Genomic DNA, 18,200 nt, shown 5'->3' with positions numbered 1-18,200 from the left:
CATGCCCCAGGACCCCACCGAACGCCGCGTCACCGTCACCGGCCCGCCCAGGCGCACCCGACGGGCCTCCGGCTACTACCGCCCGCGCACCGAGATCGACGAGCAGACCACCCTCGGGCACACCTACGTCCGCTCCCTCATGCGCAGCCAGCTGCGCGCCGGCCTCACCGCCTTCGCGGTCCTCGGACTCCTCGTCGGGCCGCTGCCGCTGCTGTTCGCCGCGATGCCCGACGCCCGCCGCCTGGAATGGGCCGTCCTCGGCTTCGGCCTGTACGTCCCGCTGGTCCTCCTCGCCCGCTGGTACGTGCGCCGCGCCGAGCGCAACGAACGCGACTTCGTCCGCCTGGTCGAGGACCGATGACCTTGCCGGACGAGGCCGGAAAGACACCATGAACTCCAACTACGCCATACCCGCCGTCGCCCTCGTCGTCGTCGCCACCGTTCTCGTCGGCGCCTTCGGCCTGCGCATCTCCCGCACCACCTCCGACTTCTACGTCGCCTCCCGCACCGTCGGCCCCCGCCTCAACGCCGCCGCCATCAGCGGCGAGTACCTCTCCGCCGCGTCCTTCCTGGGGATCGCGGGCCTGGTCCTGGTCCAGGGTCCCGACATGCTCTGGTACCCGGTCGGCTACACCGCCGGCTACCTGGTCCTGCTGCTCTTCGTCGCCGCCCCGCTGCGCCGCTCCGGCGCCTACACGCTGCCCGACTTCGCCGAGGCCCGGCTCGCCTCCCAGGCCGTACGGCGGCTCGCGGGGGCCTTCGTCGTCGGCGTGGGCTGGCTGTACCTGCTGCCCCAGCTCCAGGGCGCCGGACTGACCCTGACCGTGCTGAGCGGGGCCCCCGACTGGCTGGGCGGAGTGATCGTCGCCGTCGTCGTCACCGCCATCGTCGCCGCCGGGGGCATGCGCAGCATCACCTTCGTCCAGGCCTTCCAGTACTGGCTGAAGCTCACCGCCCTGCTCGTCCCCGCCCTCTTCCTGGTGCTCGCCTGGCAGGGCGACGGCGCGCCCGGCCGCCCCTTCGACGAACCCGCCACCTTCCGCGAGCAGCGCTCCGTCCGGGTCGACGAAAGCCTCACCCTCAAGCTCGACAAGCCCCTGACCGTCACCGTCGACGGCACCGTGGACGGCCGCGCCCACGACGGCACCCGCCTCGACCTCCCCACCGGCACCCACCGCATCGAGGCCGGCACCCGGCTCACCTTCGCCAAGGACACCCCCGTCCCGGCCGCCGGACGCGGCGCCGACGACGCCCTGTCACCCTCCCGGGCCGAGAGCCGCACCGAACGCCCGCTGTACGCCACGTACGGACTGATCCTCGCCACCTTCCTCGGCACCATGGGCCTGCCGCACGTCGTGGTCCGCTTCTACACCAGCCCGCACGGCGTCGCCGCCCGCCGCACCACCGTCGCCGTACTCGGTCTGATCGGCGCCTTCTACCTGCTGCCGCCCGTCTACGGCGCCCTCGGCCGCCTGTACGCCCCCGAGCTGACCCTCACCGGCGACGCCGACGCCGCCGTCCTGCTCCTCCCGGACCGGGTGATCGGGGGAGTGGGCGGCGACCTGCTCGGCGCCCTGGTCGCGGGCGGCGCCTTCGCCGCGTTCCTGTCCACCGCGTCGGGGCTGACCATGGCCGTCGCGGGCGTCCTCACCCAGGACGTGCTGCCGTCCCGGGGCGTACCGCACTTCCGGCTCGGCACCGTCCTCGCCATGGCCGTGCCGCTGGCGGCGAGCGCGCTGGTCGGCGGGCTGCCGGTCGCCGACGCGGTCGGTCTCGCCTTCGCCGTGTCGGCCTCCTCCTTCTGCCCGCTGCTCGTCCTCGGCATCTGGTGGCGGCGGCTGACCCCGCCCGGCGCCGCGGCCGGGATGCTGGTGGGCGGCGGCTCCGCTCTGGTCGCCGTCGCCGCCACCATGGGCGGCTTCCCGGGTGGCGGCGGTGCGCTGCACGCGCTGCTGGCCTGGCCCGCGCTCTGGTCGGTGCCGCTGGCCTTCCTCACCATGGTGCTGGTCTCCCTGGCCACCCCGGGCCGGGTGCCGGCCGGGACGGCGGCGATCCTGGCCCGCTTCCACCTGCCGGAGGAGCTGCGCGCGGAGGAACTGCGTACGGAGGACCTGCGCAGGGACGAACTGCGCGCGGCGCGGGACGTGCGCGAGGAGGCGACCGGATGAGCGGCTCGATGGGCGGTTTCCTGGCGGGTCTGGTCGTCGCCGTGCTCCCTCTGCTGGCCGCGGGCTTCTGGCTGGGGCGCCGCACGGCCCGCCCGCAGAGCCTCGGCGGGCTCGGCACCCCGGTCGAGCACGCCACCTTCCAGACCCTGCACACCGCGTCCCTGGCGACGCCCCCGCTGCGGGCGGGCCTGACCGAGGAGACCGCCGGCAAGTCGGCCCGCAAACTGCGCTCCCTGCTCGGCACGGACGCGCTGTGCCTGACCGACCGCAAGGAGGTCCTGGTCTGGGACGGCGTGGGCGCCCACCACCGCTCGGAGATCATGGAACGCCTCGCCGGCCCCCTGGAGACCGGCCGCGGCGAGGCCTTCCCGCTGACCTGCGACACTCCCGACTGCGCGGTGCGCTGGGCGGTCGTCGCCCCGCTCACCGTCGACGACCGGGTGCACGGTGCCCTCGTCGCCTGCGCGCCCCGCGAGTCCGCCGTGCTGGTCAGGGCCGCCGGCGAGGTCGCCCGCTGGGTCTCCGTCCAACTGGAGCTGGCCGACCTCGACCAGTCCCGCACCCGGCTCATCGAGGCCGAGATCAAGGCGCTGCGCGCCCAGATCTCCCCGCACTTCATCTTCAACTCGCTCGCGGTGATCGCGTCCTTCGTGCGCACCGACCCCGAGCGCGCCCGCGAGCTGCTGCTGGAGTTCGCCGACTTCACCCGCTACTCGTTCCGAAGGCACGGCGACTTCACCACCCTCGCCGACGAGCTGCACGCCATCGACCACTACCTGGCGCTGGTGCGGGCCCGCTTCGGCGACCGCCTCGCCGTCACCCTCCAGGTCGCCCCCGAGGTGCTGCCCGTCGCCCTGCCCTTCCTCTGCCTCCAGCCGCTCGTGGAGAACGCCGTCAAGCACGGCCTGGAGGGCAAGGCCGACCGGTGCCGCATCCAGATCACCGCGCAGGACGCGGGCGCCGAGGCGCTGGTCGTGATCGAGGACGACGGCGCCGGAATGGACCCCGGCCTGCTGCGGCGCATCCTCGCGCGCGAGGTCAGCCCGTCGGGCGGCATCGGGCTGTCCAACGTCGACGACCGCCTCCGCCAGGTCTACGGAGACGACCACGGCCTCGTCATAGAGACGGCCGTCGGCGCGGGCATGAAGATCACGGTCCGGCTGCCGAAGTACCAGCCGGGCGTGCACTCGGCGGGCCGGCTCGGCCGCGAGTGAACTCTGGTGCGCCCCGGTGTGGGGCTCAGGCGCTGCGCGTGGCCACCAGCCCCAGCGTGATCAGACCCAGCACGACCCAGCCGAACCACAGCCAGCCGTTGCTCCCGAGCGCCACCGTGTAGGCCGTCACCGCGACCAGGCCGCCGATGGTGAGCGCTCCCATCGTCTTCGTGGAACTGTCCGTGGAACCGGGCATCGCAACACCCTCCTCATGGTCCGTTCCCCTCCATGGTGCCCCCGTTCTGCCTTCGTACGGTGCAGACGGCGAGATGTGAGCCGGATTTCCAGGCCCCCGCGGCCGTCCGGGACCCGGCCTCGTACAGGGAGGGGTCGAATCCGTAGTCGCGCGGAGGTACCTTCCGCGCACACGCCCGGTCCGCCGCCGCGGGCGCCTCGGCGAGCGTGACGTCGGCGGCCAGTCGGGTGAATCCGAGCACCTGGGCGTCGTACCGGCCCGCGCACGGCACCAGCCGGGTCTCCCGCGCGGAGCGCACGTCCAGGCAGTCCCGGCGCTGCATGGTCGCGGTGTCCGCGAACACCGACCCCGCCTCGCGATGCCGCCCGAGCGGCCCGTACACCGGTCCGTGCGCACCCAGCACCAGGCACGCGGTGCGCCCTCGGGCGGTCTCGAAACCGCCGTCGGCCGGCACGACCGCCACACTGCGCACTCCGGCCAGCCGGGCCCGGACCTCCCGCGTCCGCTCCTCGCACCGCGCCGCCCCCAGCTCGCGGGCCTCCTCGGCGGTCGAGGCGGGCACGAACGCCATCACCTGGCCGTCGGGTGCCCCGCCCCGGCAGGCCGGGTCCACGGTGAGGCGCGGCGTCCCCGCGAACCGCCTGCCGCCCGGCCAGTGGGCGCGCACACAGTCCCCGTCCGCCAGCGGCGCCGCGAGCCCCACGGTGTCGCCGTACGGCGTCCCGGTCCCGTCGGCCGCCCGGTCGGCGAGGGCGTACCAGACGCCGCCCAGGGCGAGGACCAGACCGAGCCCGCCGGCCAGGGCGGCACGCAGGGCCCGTGGACGCGGGCGCCGGTGCCCGGCGGGGACGGTGGTGGTGGCCCGCCGATCGGCGGAGGCAGCCGGGCGGGGCACCGGCGGGGGCGCCGCGGACCAGGGCGGCTGCGATCCCGGGTCGGTCCGCCACCGGACGTACGTGTCGGTCTGCGGCGTCACGATCCACGCCAGTTCCGCCTCCGCCTCCGCCGCCGTGACACGCGGGCCAGGGGCCCCGCCGAGCAGCCTCGCCAGCAGGGGGCCCAGCGCGCCGGCGCGTACCGGCGCCTCCCGGTGGGAGGGCTCGCGGCCCTCGACGGCGTAGTGGAGCGTGTGGCCCAGCGCGAGGAGACCGTCACCGTCCCCGGGTCCGGCGACGAGGTGGTCCAGGAGCAGGATCCTGCCGTACGGCGCGCCGTCGCGGTCCGGCGCCAGCAGGATGTCGGCCGGCCCCACCCGCCGGTGCGGCACACCCCGCTCGTGCCGAGCCGCCGGCGCGCCGAGCACCGAGAGCACGGCGAGCCCGATCCGGGCACAGTCGGCCGGCGCCAGCGGACCGCGCCGGGCCACCAGCCGCCTCAGGTCGACGGCGCCCGCCACGTACTCCATGACGGTCCAGCGCACACCCTCGTGCTCCACCACGTCGTGAACGGCCACCACGTGCGGATGGCCGCGCGGCCGTGGCAGGTCCCGGGCCGCGATACGGGCGGCACTGAGCGCCACCTTGCAGCCCAGCCGCTGATCGTGCGCGAGCCACACCCGGTCCGACCCGCCGTCGCCGAGCGGGCGCAGCAGCAGATAACGGCCGGCGACGACCCGGCCCACGTGACGTGTCATACCGCTCCCCCCGGGCGGTTCCCCCGACGCGTCACATGCTACTGAACGGAACCGCGGGTCAGCCGCCGCGTGTGTTCAGTGAGGCCAGATAGGCGTTGTATGCCGCGAGTTCCTTGTCGCCGTCGCGGTCGGCGGCCCGGTCGGTACGCCGGGCCTGCCGCTCCTCCGAGGCGTACCACTGGAACAGCAGCGCCAGCAGCACGAGCACGGACGGGACCTCGCTGAAGGCCCAGGCGATGCCACCGGCCGCGTTCTGGTCGGAGAGCGCGTCGATGCCGAGGGACGCGGGCGGGTTCCTGAACGTCTCGACCATGGGGGAGGACGCCATCATCAGCGCGATGCCGAAGAACGCGTGGAACGGCATGCCCGCGAACAGCTCCAGCATCCGCATCAGGTAGCCCGGCCGGTGCGGCCCCGGGTCGATGCCCATGATCGGCCAGAAGAACACCAGGCCGACGGCGAGGAAGTGCACCATCATCCCGATGTGCCCGACCTTGGACCCCATCAGGAAGTCGAAGAGGGGGGTGAAGTACAGCGCGTAGAGGCTCGCGATGAACAGCGGGATCGTGAACGCGGGGTGGGTGACGATCCGCATGTAGCGGCTGTGCAGCAGCATGAGCAGCAGCTCGCGCGGACCCTTGCGGCCACGGCCCGCCGTGGGCAGCGCACGCAGGGCCAGGGTGATCGGGGCGCCGAGCAGCAGCAAAATCGGCGACACCATGCTGATGATCATGTGCTGCACCATGTGCACGCTGAACATGACCATGCCGTAGTCGTTGAGCCTGGTGCACATCACCAGCCCGATGCTCAGCACACCGACGACGAAGGACACGGTCCGGCCCACCGGCCACTTGTCACCGCGCCGGGTCAGCCGGACGACGCCCCAGCCGTACAGTCCCAGACCCAGAAGACAGGCGACGAGGAAGAAGGGGTCCGCGGACCACGCGAGCCCACGCCCCAGCGTGAACGGCGGCAGATCCATCGTCATGCCGTGCCCGCTGTGATCCATCCGCCGGCTCCTGTTTCGTGGGGGTTGAGCGCGGTTGAGCGCCGTCTGTCCGAAGCCAGACTAGAACCGCCCCCGGCGACATCGGTCACCGGGGGCGGCACTGCGGCCGGAGTGCGTCAAAGAACGCACTCCGCCTCCGCGTACCGCGCATCCGGCACCGTCTTCAACGACTCCACCGCGTCGGCGAGCGGCACCGTCACGATGTCCGTCCCCCGCAGCGCCGTCATCTTCCCGAACTCACCGCGATGCACGGCCTCCACCGCATGCCACCCGAACCGCGTCGCCAGCACCCGGTCGTACGCCGTCGGCGTCCCACCGCGCTGCACGTGTCCGAGGATCACCGGCCGGGCCTCCTTGCCGAGCCGCTCCTCCAGCTCGATGGAGAGCTGGCGGGCGATCCCGGCGAAGCGCTCGTGGCCGTAGACGTCCTTGCCGCCCTCGTCGAAGTCCATCGTGCCGGCCTTCGGCTTGGCGCCCTCCGCGGCCACCACGATCGCGAACCGCTTGCCCGCCGAGAAACGCTCGCCGACCTTGGCGGTCAACTCGTCGATGTCGAAGGGCCGCTCCGGGACGACCACGGCGTGGGCGCCGGCCGCCATGCCCGAGTGCAGCGCGATCCAGCCGGTGTGACGGCCCATGACCTCGACGATCAGCACCCGCTGGTGGGACTCGGCGGTGGTCTTCAGCCGGTCCAGGGCCTCGGTGGCGACGGTGACGGCCGTGTCGAAGCCGAAGGTGACGTCGGTGACCGCTATGTCGTTGTCGATGGTCTTCGGCACGCCCACGATGGGCAGGCCGCTGTCGGACAGCAGCCGGGCCGCCTTCAGCGTGCCCTCGCCGCCGATCGGGATGATCGCGTCCAGGCCGAGTTCCCCGACGTGTCCGCGGGCGCGTTCGACGCCGTCGCGCAGATGCTCGGGGCGGACCCGGGAGGAGCCGAGGATGGTGCCGCCGCGGGCCAGGATGCCGCCGACCGCGTCCAGGTCGAGCTTGAGGTAGTCGCACTCCAGGAGGCCCTTCCAGCCGTCCCGGAAGCCGATGACCTCGTCGCCGTGGTCGACGACGGCGCGGTGCACGACGGACCGGATGACGGCGTTCAGGCCGGGGCAGTCGCCGCCGGACGTGAGGACACCAATGCGCATAGCCCGAAATACCTTCTCAACGTGGCACGGGTCCGGACCGCGCTGTCCGGCTCGATCCCCGCCACCCTAGCGGCATCGGGGGGCGGGACCGAACCGTGCGTCCGCCTACTGGACGTGCCCGCTCACCTGTGCGGACGAGTCATCAGACGGGCCGTCCACGCGGTTGTCGGACAGGCGTCGGGCAGGTCGCCGGGCGGCTGTGTCCACGCAGGCTGCTGCGCGGCTGTGTCTACGCAGGCTGCTGCGCGGCCGCGATGCGCTCGTTGCGCAGCGCCTCGTACCAGCGGTCGTCGGTCGGCGGCAGCGCGTTCACGTCGAGGGCGAGCTTCAGCAGCAGGTCCGCGATCAGCGGATTGCGTGCCAGCACCGGGCCGTGCATGTACGTGCCGAAGACCGTGTCGTTGTACGCGCCCTCCGTGCCGTCACCCGTGCCGTTGCCGTTGCCGAAGCGGACCTGGGCGAGCGGGCGGGAACCGGGGCCGAGGTGGGTGACGCCCTGGTGGTTCTCGAAACCGGTCAGCGGCGGCAGACCCAGGCGCGGGTCGATGTCGCCGAGGACGTCGCCGACACACCGGGCGCCCTCGCCGCGCGTGGAGACCACGTCGAGCAGGCCGAGGCCCGGCTCGCGCTGGCCCAGGTCGTTGATGAACTCGTGGCCCAGGATCTGGTAGCCGGCGCAGACGGAGAAGACGATCGCGCCGTTCTCCACCGCCCGCTGCAGGCCGCCGTCGCGGCGCAGCCGCTCCGCCGCGAGCCGCTGCGGGCGGTCCTCGCCGCCGCCGATCAGGTAGATGTCGCCGGAGGTCGGGATCGGCTGGTCGCTGCGCACGTCGAGCCGGGCCACGTCGAGGCCGCGCTGGCGGGCCCGGCGTTCCACGACGAGAGCGTTGCCCTGGTCGCCGTACGTGCTGAGCAGGTCCGGGTAGATCCAGACGATCCGCAGTTGGTTGTCGCTCACGAAAGTCCCCTGAAGTCTCGCGGTCAGTTGCCGACGCGGCGGCGCAGGTCCTGGAAGGCGGTGTAGTTCGCGATGACCTCGACGCGTCCCGGCGGGCACAGCTGCACCGCCTGGTCGAGGTCCTCGCACACCTGGAACTGCTGGTTCGCGACCTCCAGGCGCACCGCGAGGTCCAGCTTCCGGTCGCCGATCAGGCAGATCGGGTGGCCGGTCAGCCGGGTGTAGTCCACGTCCCACAGCCAGGAGGTGTCGGTGCCGTCGGCGCCGCGCGCGTTCACCGAGAGGATCACCGGGGCCGGCGGCGGGTCGATCAGGGAGAAGGTCTCCAGCCAGCCCGCCGGGTTCTTGGCGAGCAGCAGACGCAGGTCACGGCCCTGGAACTGTACGACGTCGTAGCGCCCGGCGACCGCCTGCACCTGGTACATGCGCTCCAGGGCGACCTGTGGCGGCACTCCGAAGACGGCGGCGACGGCGGCCGAGGAGGCCGCGTTGGCCTTGTTGGCGCGGCCCGGCAGCTGGAGGTGGATCGGCCAGGCGGAGCCGTGCGGGTCGAGGACGTGGTCGCCGGACAGCGCCCAGCTCGGCGTGGGACGGCGGAAACCGCACTCGCCGCAGAACCAGTCGTCGCCCGGACGCTGCATGACACCGCCGCAGGACGGGCAGGACCAGGCGTCGTCCTTCCACATCTGCCCGGCGGCGACCCAGATCACGTTGGGGGAGGAGGACGCGGCCCACACCACCAGCGGGTCGTCGGCGTTGGCGACGATCACGGACTTCGAGCCGGTCAGGCCCTCGCGCCAGTTCTCGGCGAGCATCCGGGTCTCGGCGGCGCGGTCGAGCTGGTCGCGGGAGAGGTTGAGCAGCGCGATGCACTTCGGCTCGGTGGCCTGGGCGACGCCGACGAGGTACTTCTCGTCGACCTCGATGACGCCGTACCGGGACTCGGCGCCGGCGGCGAGCGCCGAGGTGATGCCGGCCGGCATGTTGGCGCCGAGCGCGTTGGACACGACCGGCCCGGCCGCCTTGAGCGCCTCCGCGATGAGCCGGGTGGTGGTGGTCTTGCCGTTGGTCGCCGAGACGAGGGTCACGTCCAGATGCTGGGCGAGCCTGGCGAGGAGGTCGGGATCGAGTCGCAGCGCGACCTTGCCGCCGATCACCGAACCGCTGCCGCGCCCCGCGGCTCGAGATGCCGCCGCGACCGCCTTGCCCGCGGTCACGGCGATCTTGGCCCGGGGCGTGAGCGGGTCCGAGTTGCCTGCCATCAGTTCTCGATCCTCCTTGCGTACGCGCCGCGCCTGAAGCCTGCCGGCCACGTGGTGTGGACCTCAGCCTATCGAGATCCGTTCGCACTCCCGAATCGCGGCACCGGCCACGGCGTTCCGGCGGTGGGCGCGGGCCGCCGGGGGACACAGGGACCTTACTCTTGCCGCCATGCGACACGGCTCCATCCCGGGCGCCCACGGGCGCGTCCGGCCCCTCAGTCTCCTCGGTGACCCCGTCCTGCACGCGCCCTGCGACGAGGTGACGGACTTCGGTCCGGAACTCGCGGCACTCGTGGAGGACTTGTTCGCGACCATGTACGCCGCCCACGGTGTGGGCCTGGCCGCGAACCAGATCGGCGAGCCGGTACGCGTCTTCGTGTACGACTGCCCGGACGACGAGGACGAGCGCCATCTCGGCCACCTGGTGAACCCGCGGCTCGTGGAGACGGACGGGGTGGTGGTGCGCGGGCCGGAGGGCTGTCTGTCGCTGCCGGGCCTGGAAGCCGGGACCGAGCGTCACGACGAGGCGGTCGTGGCGGGCTTCACGGTGACCGGGGAGCCGGTCTCCGTGCGCGGGACGGGGTTCTTCGCCCGGTGCCTCCAGCACGAGTGCGATCACCTGGAGGGACGGGTGTACGCCGACCGCCTGGCCGGCCGCCGTCACCGGAAGCTGATGCGGCAGGTGGCGCGGGCGTCCTGGCACCGCTGAGCGCGCTCCCGATCGTCGGGCGCGGCCGGCCCCGCGGCCGTCAGAAGCCCGGGCCGCCCGCCTTGTCGCCGGCCGCGGCGAGGCGGCCCCACAGCAGGTCGGCCAGGATGCGCACCAACTCCGCGCGGGAGCACGGGCGTTCGCCCAGCCACCAGTCTCCGGCGGCGTGCATCATGCCGACGATCCCGTGTCCCCACACCCGGGCCAGCTGCTGGGTCCCCGGGCCGACGTCGAGGCGCTCCTCGATGACCTGGGCCAGTTCCTCGCCCATGCGGCGCAGCAGGGGGGCCGAGTGCTTGCCGACGTCGAAGCCCTGATCGGCCTGATCGCCCGGTGCGACGGTGCCCTCCGCCGGATGCATCAGGAAGCGGTACACCTGCGGGCGGGCCTCGATCGCCGCCAAATAGGTGTCCAGGGTGGCCTCGACGCGTTCCCGCCGCTCCGCCGGAGCGTCCAGGGCGGCCCGCAGCGAGGCGAGGAGGGCATCCGTGTGCCGCCGGGCCAGGGCGGCGTACAGTCCGCTCTTGTCGCCGAAGTGGCGGTAGAGGATCGGCTTGGTGATGCCGGCCTCGGCGGCGATGGCGTTCATCGAGGCCTGTGGGCCGTCGCGCAACACCACCCGGTCGGCGGCCTCCAGCAACTCGCGCCGTCTGCGGTCGGCGGACCGCTGCTGCTCGGTCCGCTGCGTGGTGTCCATGTGCTCTCCCCACCCGTGCTGGTTCGGTGACGCCTGGGCAAACTAACACCCGCCGGGCATCGCCCATCGAACGGGAGGGCGACGGGGCCTCGGGAGTTGACTTTTCCTACCCACCGGTAACAGACTCGGGTTACCGCAAGTAACATGCACGTGCGTCACTGGAGGGGACATGGCCGAGTTCACCATGGAGCTCAACGACGAACAGAAGGAGGTCCGGGACTGGCTGCACGGCTTCGCGGCCGACGTCATCCGCCCCGCGGCCGCCGAATGGGACGAGCGTGAGGAGACTCCCTGGCCGGTCATCCAGGAGGCCGCCAAGGTCGGCATCTACTCCCTCGACTTCTACGCCCAGCAGTACTTCGACTCCACCGGCCTCGGCATCCCGATGGCGATGGAGGAGCTGTTCTGGGGCGACGCCGGCATCGCCCTGTCCATCGTCGGCACCGGCCTGGCCGCCGTCGGCGTCCTCGCCAACGGCACCGAGGAGCAGATCGGCACCTGGATCCCCCAGATGTACGGCGACGCGAACGACGTCAAGGTCGCCGCGTTCTGCTCCTCCGAGCCCGACGCCGGCTCCGACGTGGCCTCCATGCGCACGCGTGCCGTGTACGACGAGGCCAAGGACGAGTGGGTGCTCAACGGCACCAAGACCTGGGCGACCAACGGCGGCATCGCCAACGTCCACGTCGTGGTCGCCGTCGTCGACACGGAGCTGGGGTCCAAGGGCCACGCCTCCTTCATCGTCCCGCCGAACACGCCGGGGCTGTCCCAGGGCCAGAAGTTCAAGAAGCACGGCATCCGCGCCTCGCACACCGCCGAGGTGATCCTCGACAACGTGCGCGTACCCGGCTCCTGCCTGCTCGGCGGCAAGGAGAAGCTGGACGCCCGCCTGGCCCGCGCCCGGGAGAAGGCCAGGAAGGGCGGGGAGCGGGTGAAGAACGCGGCGATGGCCACCTTCGAGGCGTCGCGCCCGGCGGTCGGCGCCATGGCGGTGGGCACCGCCCGGGCCGCGTACGAGGTGGCCCTCGAGTACGCGCAGACCCGGGAGCAGTTCGGGCGGCCGATCATCGACAACCAGGGCGTCGCCTTCCAGCTCGCGGACATGCGGACGTCCATCGACGCGGCGCGGCTGCTGGTGTGGCGGGCCTCCTGGATGGCGATCAACGGCAAGCCGTTCACGGCGGCCGAGGGATCGATGTCCAAGCTGTTCGCGAGTGAGACGGCGAAGAAGGTGACCGCCCAGGCGATCCAGATCCTGGGCGGCAACGGCTACACCCGGGAGTACCCGGTGGAGCGGATGCACCGCGACTCCGCGATCTACACCATTTTCGAGGGCACCAGCGAGATCCAGCGACTGGTGATCGCGCGGACCCTGGCGGGGATGCCGATCCGCTAGGGGGACTGGCCGGGCCGGGCCCTGCCGGTGCCTGAGCGGCGTCAGCTGCTCGATGTCGTACCTTGGTTCGAAGGCGAGCGCGTCCAGCTCGCCTTCGAGCACGCAGAACAGCTCCTCGCCGCGGGTGTGCACGTGGGCGCCGACACCGAAACCCGGTGGGCACGATCACCTCGAAGGTGGAGGCCAATGCGCGAATGCGAACCGGTCACCTTGAAGGTCACGTGCTGGGCGGGGGCCCGCACGACCCTGCCGTGCCCCGGCGGCACCGGCAGCCCCTCCGACACCGCCGCCGGGCCGCTCACCAGGTCACCGGCAGGGCCTCGGGCCCGCGGATCAGCGCGCCCTTCTTGAAGGGCACGTCCTCGGGCGGCACCGCGAGCATCAGCCCCGGCACCCGGTCCAGGACGGCATCGACGAGCAGCTCGGACTCCAGCCGGGCCAGCATGCCGCCGGGGCAGTAGTGCGGACCGAAACCGAAGGACAGGTGCGGGTTGGGGGCGCGGGCGAAGTCGATCGTGTCCGGGTCGGGGAAGACCTCCGGGTCGCGGTTCGCGGCCAGGTACGACACGTAGACCGCGTCACCCGCCCGGATCCGCACACCCTTGATCTCGACGTCCTCCAAGGCGATGCGGGACAGTCCGACCGCGTTGCGATGGGGAATCCAGCGCAGCAGCTCGTCGATGGCCCGGGGGCGGATCTCCGGTTCGGAGCGCAGCCGTTCGGCGAGTTCGGGGCGGGTCAGCAGCAGGTAGAACATCTGCCCGCTGTTGTTGGTGACGGCCTCGCCGCCGATCTGCAGCAGGACGGCGAGCCCGACGGCCTCCTCGAGGGTGATCTCGTCCCGGCCCACGGCGGCACCCAGCAGCGAGGCGACGTCCTCGCCGGTGCTGTCCGACCGAAGCCCGACGAGATCGGCGAAGTAGGCGCTCATCTCGTGCTTGGCACGCTCACTGACCTCCGCGCCGTGCGACGAGGAGAGGATGAGCCGGGTCCAGGTGCGCATGCTGTGCCGGTCGGTGGCCGGGACGCCCATCAGCTCGCAGATCACCGCGATCGGGAAGGGGCTCAGCACGGCCTCGGTGAGGTCGGCGGGCGGACCGGCCTTCAGCATGGCGTCGACGAGTTCCTCGAGCATGCCGCGGGACTGCCGGCGCACGCGCTCCACGCCCCGGGCCGTGAACGCGGCGGCGACCGAGCGGCGCAGCCGGGTGTGGTCGGGCGGGTCGAGGAAGCCGACCGCGCCGCGCGCCGGAACGAAGTGCGGGGCGAACCGGGTGACCTGCCGGTCCATGACGGCCTCGCGGCCGAACCGGGGATCGTTGGCGACCATGCGGACGTCGTCGTGCCGCGTCACCAGCCACGCCCAGCCCTCGCCGTTGGGCAACGAGACACGGGTGACGGGCCCTTCGCGCATCAGCTCGGCCAGGACGGGGTCGAAGTCGGTGCCGGGAAGGTCGTGCGCCGGCCAGTCCCGCAGGGGCGGGGCGGTTTCGGCACGGTCGACGGTCTCTTCACTCACGCTTGCCTCACGCCTCGCATCTCGTCGGCGGTCCGCCAGCGACCCAGGGACATCTCCGGCGGTGACGCCGGGGCCGGAGCCGGCCGGCAGCCCGCGCGCCCGGTCGTGGACGCCGCCTTCGTCGAAGAGCCTGCGCGGCGCGTCCAGGACGACGGCGCCGGCGATGTCGCCCTTGCGGGGTACTCACCCACGATCACTCAGGGGGGCGGCGATCTCTCGCCGGACTACTCCGTCCCGGGGACCGGGCGGGCCCGGGAAGGCACGACGGACGTCAGGAGGACTGGCCGCTGCTGTGGGCGATGCACGCCACGTCGATCCGGTCGGCCAGCTTGGCGAGCTCGATGGTGAGGGCCGCGACCGTGTCCTCGTCCAGACTCACCTCGCCGGCCTCCACCAGCCGCAGCCATCGCCCGCCCACCGTACGCAGCAGTTTGCTCACGTCGGACGCGGCGACCTGCAAAGTACCGCGGTCGTCGACGATCAGAGGCAGGGTCACTTCGCGGTTCACAATGGGGATCGTAGTCGCGGAAGGCTCACGCTCCGTGCCATACGGTGGTGATGTTGCAGAACTCCCGGATTCCGTGCCCGGACAGCTCACGCCCGTAGCCCGAGCGCTTGACCCCGCCGAACGGGAACGCCGGGTGGGACGCGGTCATCCCGTTGACGTACACGCCGCCCGCCTCCAGGTCCCGTACGAAGCGGTCCACGTCGGTGTCGTCGCGGGTCCAGACGTTGGAACTGAGCCCGAAGTCCGTGTCGTTGGCGATCAGCACCGCCTCGTCCAGATCGGCCGCCCGGTACAGCGTGGCGACCGGGCCGAAGGCCTCCTCGCGGTGGATGCGCATGTCGCGGGTCACGCCGGCCAGCACGGTCGGCGGGTAGTACCAGCCGGGGCCGTCGGGGCGTTCGCCTCCGCACAGCACACTCGCGCCGCCGCGCACCGCGTCGTCGACCAGTTCGACGAGGTCGTTCACGCCCTGCTCGCTGGAGAGCGGGCCGACCTCGGTCCCCTCGTCCATCGGGTCGCCGACCGTCAGCGCCTTCATGCCCTCGGTGAAGCGTGCGACGAAGGCGTCGTACACGTCCGTGTGCACGATGAACCGCTTGGCGGCGATGCACGACTGCCCGGCGTTCTGCGTGCGCGCGTTCACCGCCACCTGGGCGGCCCGGTCCACGTCGGCGGACGGCATGACCACGAACGGGTCGCTGCCGCCCAGCTCCAGCACCGTCTTCTTGATCATCTCCCCGGCGGTGGAGGCGACCGCGCGGCCGGCGGGTTCGCTTCCGGTGAGGGTGGCGGCGCGCACCCGCTCGTCCCGCAGGATGTCGTCGACGGCGGCCGAGCCGATGAGCAGCGTCTGGAAGCAGCCCTCGGGGAAGCCCGCCCGGTGGAACAGGTCCTCCAGGTAGAGGGCGGTCTGCGGCACGTTCGAGGCGTGCTTGAGCAGCCCGACGTTGCCCGCCATCAGCGCGGGCGCCGCGAACCGGATCACCTGCCACAGCGGGAAGTTCCACGGCATCACCGCGAGCACCGGGCCCAGCGGCCGGTAGCGGACCAGGGCGCGGGAGGCGCCGGAGTCCTTCACGTCCGCCTCGGCGGGCTCCTCGTCGGCCAGCAGCTCCGCCGCGTGATCGGCGTACCAGCGCATGGCCTTGGCGCACTTGGCGGCCTCCGCGCGGGCCTGCTTGACCGGTTTGCCCATCTCCGTGGTGATGACTTTCCCGATCTCCTTCCGGTCCGCCTCCAGAAGATCGGCGGCCCGGCGCATGAGCCCGGCCCGTTCGTAGAACCCCGTCGTCCGGTACGTGCGGAAGGTGGCCTCCGCGAGCTGGAGCCGGCGCTCGATCTCCTCCTCGCCCATGGCCTCGTACGTCCTGAGCGTCTCGCCGTTCGCCGGGTTCACCGTCGCGATGGGCATGGCCGACCTCCCTGGGTGCGCTTTCGTGCTTCCGACCCTGACCCGCCGTGGTGGGTGCCGCAACGCGGACGGGGCCCGTCAGGGCGAGTGCTCAGCCAGCCGGTCGAGAAACGCGGTCTGGGCCTTCACGATCACCTCACGCGCCCGGTCCACGGTGAACCACGCCACCCGGTCCAGCTCGGGGAACTCCTCGGTCCGCCCCGACCTCGGCGGCCACTCCATGCGGAACGTGCCGGGGACGACCGTCGCCGGATCGAGATCCGCCTCGACCGCCCAGGCCGTGACGACCTTCCCGCCCGCCTGCCGGACCTCCCCGAGCGCAACGGCCTCGCCGTCGGGCGGCGGCAGCCCCAGCTCCTCCTCGAACTCCCGCCGCGCCGCCTCCCAGGCGGGCTCGGCGGGCTCGTACTCGCCCTTCGGGACGGTCCACGCGCCGGCGTCCCGGCGGGCGTGGAAGGGGCCTCCCATGTGGCCGAGGAGCACCTGAAGTCCCCGGCCGGGGGCGCGCCGGTACAGCAGGAGGCCCGCGCTGCGCCTCACGGGGCCGCCTCGGGGTGCGCGGCGAGCAGGGTGTCCACCGTGTCCGCCTCCTCGGGGCGCTTGTCCTCGCGGTAGCGGACCACGCGGGCGAAGCGGAGGGTGACGCCGGCCGGATAGCGGGTGGAGCGCTGGAGACCGTCGTAGGCGATCTCCACGACGAGTTCGGGGCGTACGGTCACGCCCCAGCCGTGCTCCTCGACGGCCAGTCGGCTCAGGCGGTCCGTCTGCCAGGTCAACAGGGCGTCGGTCATGCCCTTGAAGGTCTTGCCGAGCATGGTGAAGGAGCCGTCGGCGGCGCGGGCGCCGAGGTGCAGGTTGGAGAGCTTGCCGGTGCGGCGGCCGTGGCCCCACTCGGCGGCCAGCACGACCAGGTCGAGCGTGTGGACGGGCTTGACCTTCAGCCAGGACGCGCCGCGCCGCCCCGCGCTGTAGGAGGCGTCGAGCCCCTTGACCACGACGCCCTCGTGACCGCGCTTCAGTGTCTCGGCGAGGAACTCCTCGGCGGCCCCCGTCGCCTCGGGCCCGGGCACCAGGGTGCGCCGCACCCGGGCCGGTTCGGGGACCAGCCGGGCCAGCTCCGCGTGCCGCTCGGCCAGCGGCAGGTCGAGCAGGTCGTGGCCGTCGACGGACAACGCGTCGAAGAACACGACGGAGACGGGCACCGCCCGCGCGGCCGTGGTCACGTCCGTGCGGGAGCCGACCCGTCCGGCCGTCTCCTGGAAGGAGCGGGGGCGGCCTCCCTCGTCGAAGGAGATCACCTCGCCGTCCAGGATGAACCGCTCGCCGGGCAGTGCGAGGGCGGCGGCGGTGACCTCGGGGAGCCGGTCCGTGATGTCGTCCAGGGTGCGGGTGTAGAGCCGTACGGTGTCGCCGTCCCGGTGTACCTGGACGCGGATGCCGTCCAGTTTCTCCTCGACGGCCGCTGGGCCGAGCTTGCCGACCGCCTCGGCGACCGAGGAGGCGCTGTGGGCGAGCATCGGCAGGACCGGCCGGCCGACGGTGAGCCGGAACCCTTCCAGGGCGCCCGGCCCGTCGGAGAGCAGGGCCTCGGCCACCGTCTGCAGCGAGCCGGCGAGCATCACGGCCCGCCGTACGTCCGCCGGGGGCGCGTCGGTCGCCGCGGCGAGGCCTTCGACGGCGGCCGCGTCCAGGGCGCCCTGCCGGACCTCGCCGGTGAGCAGCCCGACCAGGAAGCGCTGCTCGTCCTCGGTGGCCGCGCCCATCAGCTCGCCGACCAGACGCGACCGCTCGGCCTGCGAACCGGTGCCGGACACCGCACCGAGCCGCGTGAGCAGGGCGTCCACCTCACGCACGGTCAGGGTCGGCTCCGCGGCGGGCGCGACCGGGCGGCCGAGCACCTTCCAGCCGACGCCGATCCGGCCCTGGGGGAGCCGCCCCGCCAGGTAGGGGATGACGATCGGCACGTCCGCCGCCTCCGCCTCCCGGAACAGCTCCGCGAGCAGGGCGGTCTTCCGGGACCGCGCCGAGGTGGCGGCGACCTCCCGGGACACCTGGGCCAACCGGGCGAGCAGCATGCAGCCATGGTGCACCGGGCAGGGCGGGGACACACCCCCGCGGCCCGTACGCCGCGTCCGCCGGTGCGGTGCCCGACGCGACACGCCCGCCGGGGCCGGCCCGCACCCCCGGGCGGCCCGCGGCCGAGCGCCCACGTCGTCCGGGCGGCGGACGGCCCCCGGGCTGACCCCGGCGGCGCGGCGGACGGGCACCGAGGCCGCGGTGCCGGCATCCCCCGGCTGCCGGGGTGTCGGCGGCGTCCTCGTGGCGGGCCGTGCCGGACCTCGGCGTCGGGCGTGCCCGGTCCCCTGCCCAGGTGTGCT

The 18,200-nt window shown here is 73.0% G+C and carries 17 protein-coding genes and 1 pseudogene; 5 read left to right on the top strand and 13 right to left on the bottom strand.

The features are described from left to right. Nucleotide 1 precedes the first annotated feature (1 nt). Genes ACZ4V1_RS09395 through ACZ4V1_RS09385 form a run of 3 tightly spaced genes read left to right on the top strand, consistent with a single transcriptional unit; the run spans nucleotide 2 to nucleotide 3,382 of the window. Nucleotides 2-361, top strand: a complete 360-nt coding sequence (locus ACZ4V1_RS09395; protein WP_468331858.1) for a hypothetical protein — start codon at nucleotides 2-4, stop codon at nucleotides 359-361. Between the two features lie 28 nt (nucleotides 362-389). Then, on the top strand, nucleotides 390-2,168 hold the full coding sequence (locus tag ACZ4V1_RS09390) for a sodium/solute symporter (protein WP_468331855.1): 1,779 nt from the start codon (nucleotides 390-392) through the stop codon (nucleotides 2,166-2,168). An 8-nt stretch (nucleotides 2,169-2,176) separates the two neighbouring features. Continuing rightward, nucleotides 2,177-3,382 carry a sensor histidine kinase gene (locus ACZ4V1_RS09385; RefSeq protein WP_468332321.1) on the top strand — a complete coding sequence of 402 codons (1,206 nt, stop codon included), beginning with the start codon at nucleotides 2,177-2,179 and terminating at the stop codon, nucleotides 3,380-3,382. A 25-nt stretch (nucleotides 3,383-3,407) separates the two neighbouring features. On the opposite strand, the gene ACZ4V1_RS09380 is transcribed toward ACZ4V1_RS09385, so the two are convergent. The 6 genes from ACZ4V1_RS09380 to ACZ4V1_RS09355 all read right to left on the bottom strand — a co-directional run bounded on the left by ACZ4V1_RS09380 (nucleotide 3,408) and on the right by ACZ4V1_RS09355 (nucleotide 9,582). Then, on the bottom strand, nucleotides 3,408-3,578 hold the full coding sequence (locus tag ACZ4V1_RS09380; RefSeq protein ID WP_016325678.1) for a hypothetical protein: 171 nt from the start codon (nucleotides 3,576-3,578) through the stop codon (nucleotides 3,408-3,410). A gap of 13 nt (nucleotides 3,579-3,591) precedes the next feature. Further along, nucleotides 3,592-5,211 (bottom strand): septum formation family protein, encoded by a 1,620-nt coding sequence (locus ACZ4V1_RS09375; protein ID WP_468331852.1) that lies wholly within the window; start codon nucleotides 5,209-5,211, stop codon nucleotides 3,592-3,594. A 58-nt stretch (nucleotides 5,212-5,269) separates the two neighbouring features. Then, nucleotides 5,270-6,220: a cytochrome c oxidase assembly protein gene (locus ACZ4V1_RS09370; RefSeq protein WP_468331850.1), complete on the bottom strand. Its 951-nt coding sequence runs from the start codon at nucleotides 6,218-6,220 to the stop codon at nucleotides 5,270-5,272. Between the two features lie 116 nt (nucleotides 6,221-6,336). Next, nucleotides 6,337-7,362 carry a 6-phosphofructokinase gene (locus tag ACZ4V1_RS09365; RefSeq protein ID WP_468331847.1) on the bottom strand — a complete coding sequence of 342 codons (1,026 nt, stop codon included), beginning with the start codon at nucleotides 7,360-7,362 and terminating at the stop codon, nucleotides 6,337-6,339. 229 nt (nucleotides 7,363-7,591) lie between these two features. Beyond that, nucleotides 7,592-8,320, bottom strand: coding sequence for a type 1 glutamine amidotransferase (locus tag ACZ4V1_RS09360; protein WP_468331844.1), 729 nt, complete (start codon nucleotides 8,318-8,320; stop codon nucleotides 7,592-7,594). A gap of 23 nt (nucleotides 8,321-8,343) precedes the next feature. After that, nucleotides 8,344-9,582: a MurT ligase domain-containing protein gene (locus ACZ4V1_RS09355; protein ID WP_468331841.1), complete on the bottom strand. Its 1,239-nt coding sequence runs from the start codon at nucleotides 9,580-9,582 to the stop codon at nucleotides 8,344-8,346. A 169-nt stretch (nucleotides 9,583-9,751) separates the two neighbouring features. On the opposite strand from ACZ4V1_RS09355, the gene def reads away from it, so the two are divergent. Beyond that, the gene (def, locus tag ACZ4V1_RS09350; RefSeq protein ID WP_468331838.1) at nucleotides 9,752-10,291 is read left to right on the top strand and encodes a peptide deformylase; all 540 of its coding nucleotides are present in this window, start codon (nucleotides 9,752-9,754) and stop codon (nucleotides 10,289-10,291) included. 40 nt (nucleotides 10,292-10,331) lie between these two features. Here def and ACZ4V1_RS09345 read toward each other — a convergent pair whose 3' ends face one another. After that, nucleotides 10,332-10,988: a TetR/AcrR family transcriptional regulator gene (locus ACZ4V1_RS09345; protein ID WP_468331835.1), complete on the bottom strand. Its 657-nt coding sequence runs from the start codon at nucleotides 10,986-10,988 to the stop codon at nucleotides 10,332-10,334. A 169-nt stretch (nucleotides 10,989-11,157) separates the two neighbouring features. On the opposite strand from ACZ4V1_RS09345, the gene ACZ4V1_RS09340 reads away from it, so the two are divergent. After that, nucleotides 11,158-12,384 carry an acyl-CoA dehydrogenase family protein gene (locus ACZ4V1_RS09340; protein ID WP_468331832.1) on the top strand — a complete coding sequence of 409 codons (1,227 nt, stop codon included), beginning with the start codon at nucleotides 11,158-11,160 and terminating at the stop codon, nucleotides 12,382-12,384. Nucleotides 12,385-12,444: 60 nt separating this feature from the next. On the opposite strand, the pseudogene ACZ4V1_RS09335 reads toward ACZ4V1_RS09340, so the two are convergent. From ACZ4V1_RS09335 to ACZ4V1_RS09310, 6 genes and pseudogenes are all read right to left on the bottom strand, one after another. Continuing rightward, nucleotides 12,445-12,686 (bottom strand): annotated as a pseudogene (locus ACZ4V1_RS09335) (cupin domain-containing protein); the annotation flags it as partial. Beyond that, nucleotides 12,683-13,903, bottom strand: coding sequence for a cytochrome P450 (locus tag ACZ4V1_RS09330; protein WP_468331829.1), 1,221 nt, complete (start codon nucleotides 13,901-13,903; stop codon nucleotides 12,683-12,685). The gene ACZ4V1_RS09330 and the pseudogene ACZ4V1_RS09335, both read right to left, overlap by 4 nt. 271 nt (nucleotides 13,904-14,174) lie before the next feature. Continuing rightward, nucleotides 14,175-14,411, bottom strand: coding sequence for a DUF6213 family protein (locus ACZ4V1_RS09325; RefSeq protein ID WP_193776641.1), 237 nt, complete (start codon nucleotides 14,409-14,411; stop codon nucleotides 14,175-14,177). A gap of 25 nt (nucleotides 14,412-14,436) precedes the next feature. Beyond that, nucleotides 14,437-15,822 carry an NADP-dependent succinic semialdehyde dehydrogenase gene (locus tag ACZ4V1_RS09320; protein WP_468331825.1) on the bottom strand — a complete coding sequence of 462 codons (1,386 nt, stop codon included), beginning with the start codon at nucleotides 15,820-15,822 and terminating at the stop codon, nucleotides 14,437-14,439. 78 nt (nucleotides 15,823-15,900) lie between these two features. Beyond that, the gene (locus ACZ4V1_RS09315; RefSeq protein WP_468331822.1) at nucleotides 15,901-16,362 is read right to left on the bottom strand and encodes an NUDIX hydrolase; all 462 of its coding nucleotides are present in this window, start codon (nucleotides 16,360-16,362) and stop codon (nucleotides 15,901-15,903) included. Beyond that, on the bottom strand, nucleotides 16,359-17,897 hold the full coding sequence (locus tag ACZ4V1_RS09310; protein WP_468331819.1) for an ATP-dependent DNA ligase: 1,539 nt from the start codon (nucleotides 17,895-17,897) through the stop codon (nucleotides 16,359-16,361). The genes ACZ4V1_RS09315 and ACZ4V1_RS09310 overlap by 4 nt, the downstream gene beginning before the upstream one ends. Nucleotides 17,898-18,200 lie beyond the last annotated feature (303 nt).

The sequence above is a fragment of the Streptomyces sp. NPDC028991 genome, assembly GCF_055564775.1.
The sequence above is the reverse complement of the archived record's forward strand: the minus strand, read 5'-3'. Positions and strand labels throughout refer to the sequence as shown.

Coding starts and splice junctions, on each gene's coding strand:
- ACZ4V1_RS09395 (WP_468331858.1), top strand. CDS start 2: ATGCCCCAGGACCCCACCGAACGCCGCGTCACCGTCACCGGCCCGCCC.
- ACZ4V1_RS09385 (WP_468332321.1), top strand. CDS start 2,177: ATGGGCGGTTTCCTGGCGGGTCTGGTCGTCGCCGTGCTCCCTCTGCTG.
- ACZ4V1_RS09370 (WP_468331850.1), bottom strand. CDS start 6,220: ATGGATCACAGCGGGCACGGCATGACGATGGATCTGCCGCCGTTCACG.
- ACZ4V1_RS09345 (WP_468331835.1), bottom strand. CDS start 10,988: ATGGACACCACGCAGCGGACCGAGCAGCAGCGGTCCGCCGACCGCAGA.
- ACZ4V1_RS09380 (WP_016325678.1), bottom strand. CDS start 3,578: ATGCCCGGTTCCACGGACAGTTCCACGAAGACGATGGGAGCGCTCACC.
- ACZ4V1_RS09340 (WP_468331832.1), top strand. CDS start 11,158: ATGGCCGAGTTCACCATGGAGCTCAACGACGAACAGAAGGAGGTCCGG.
- ACZ4V1_RS09310 (WP_468331819.1), bottom strand. CDS start 17,897: ATGCTGCTCGCCCGGTTGGCCCAGGTGTCCCGGGAGGTCGCCGCCACC.
- ACZ4V1_RS09390 (WP_468331855.1), top strand. CDS start 390: ATGAACTCCAACTACGCCATACCCGCCGTCGCCCTCGTCGTCGTCGCC.
- ACZ4V1_RS09375 (WP_468331852.1), bottom strand. CDS start 5,211: ATGACACGTCACGTGGGCCGGGTCGTCGCCGGCCGTTATCTGCTGCTG.
- ACZ4V1_RS09365 (WP_468331847.1), bottom strand. CDS start 7,362: ATGCGCATTGGTGTCCTCACGTCCGGCGGCGACTGCCCCGGCCTGAAC.
- def (WP_468331838.1), top strand. CDS start 9,752: ATGCGACACGGCTCCATCCCGGGCGCCCACGGGCGCGTCCGGCCCCTC.
- ACZ4V1_RS09355 (WP_468331841.1), bottom strand. CDS start 9,582: ATGGCAGGCAACTCGGACCCGCTCACGCCCCGGGCCAAGATCGCCGTG.
- ACZ4V1_RS09320 (WP_468331825.1), bottom strand. CDS start 15,822: ATGCCCATCGCGACGGTGAACCCGGCGAACGGCGAGACGCTCAGGACG.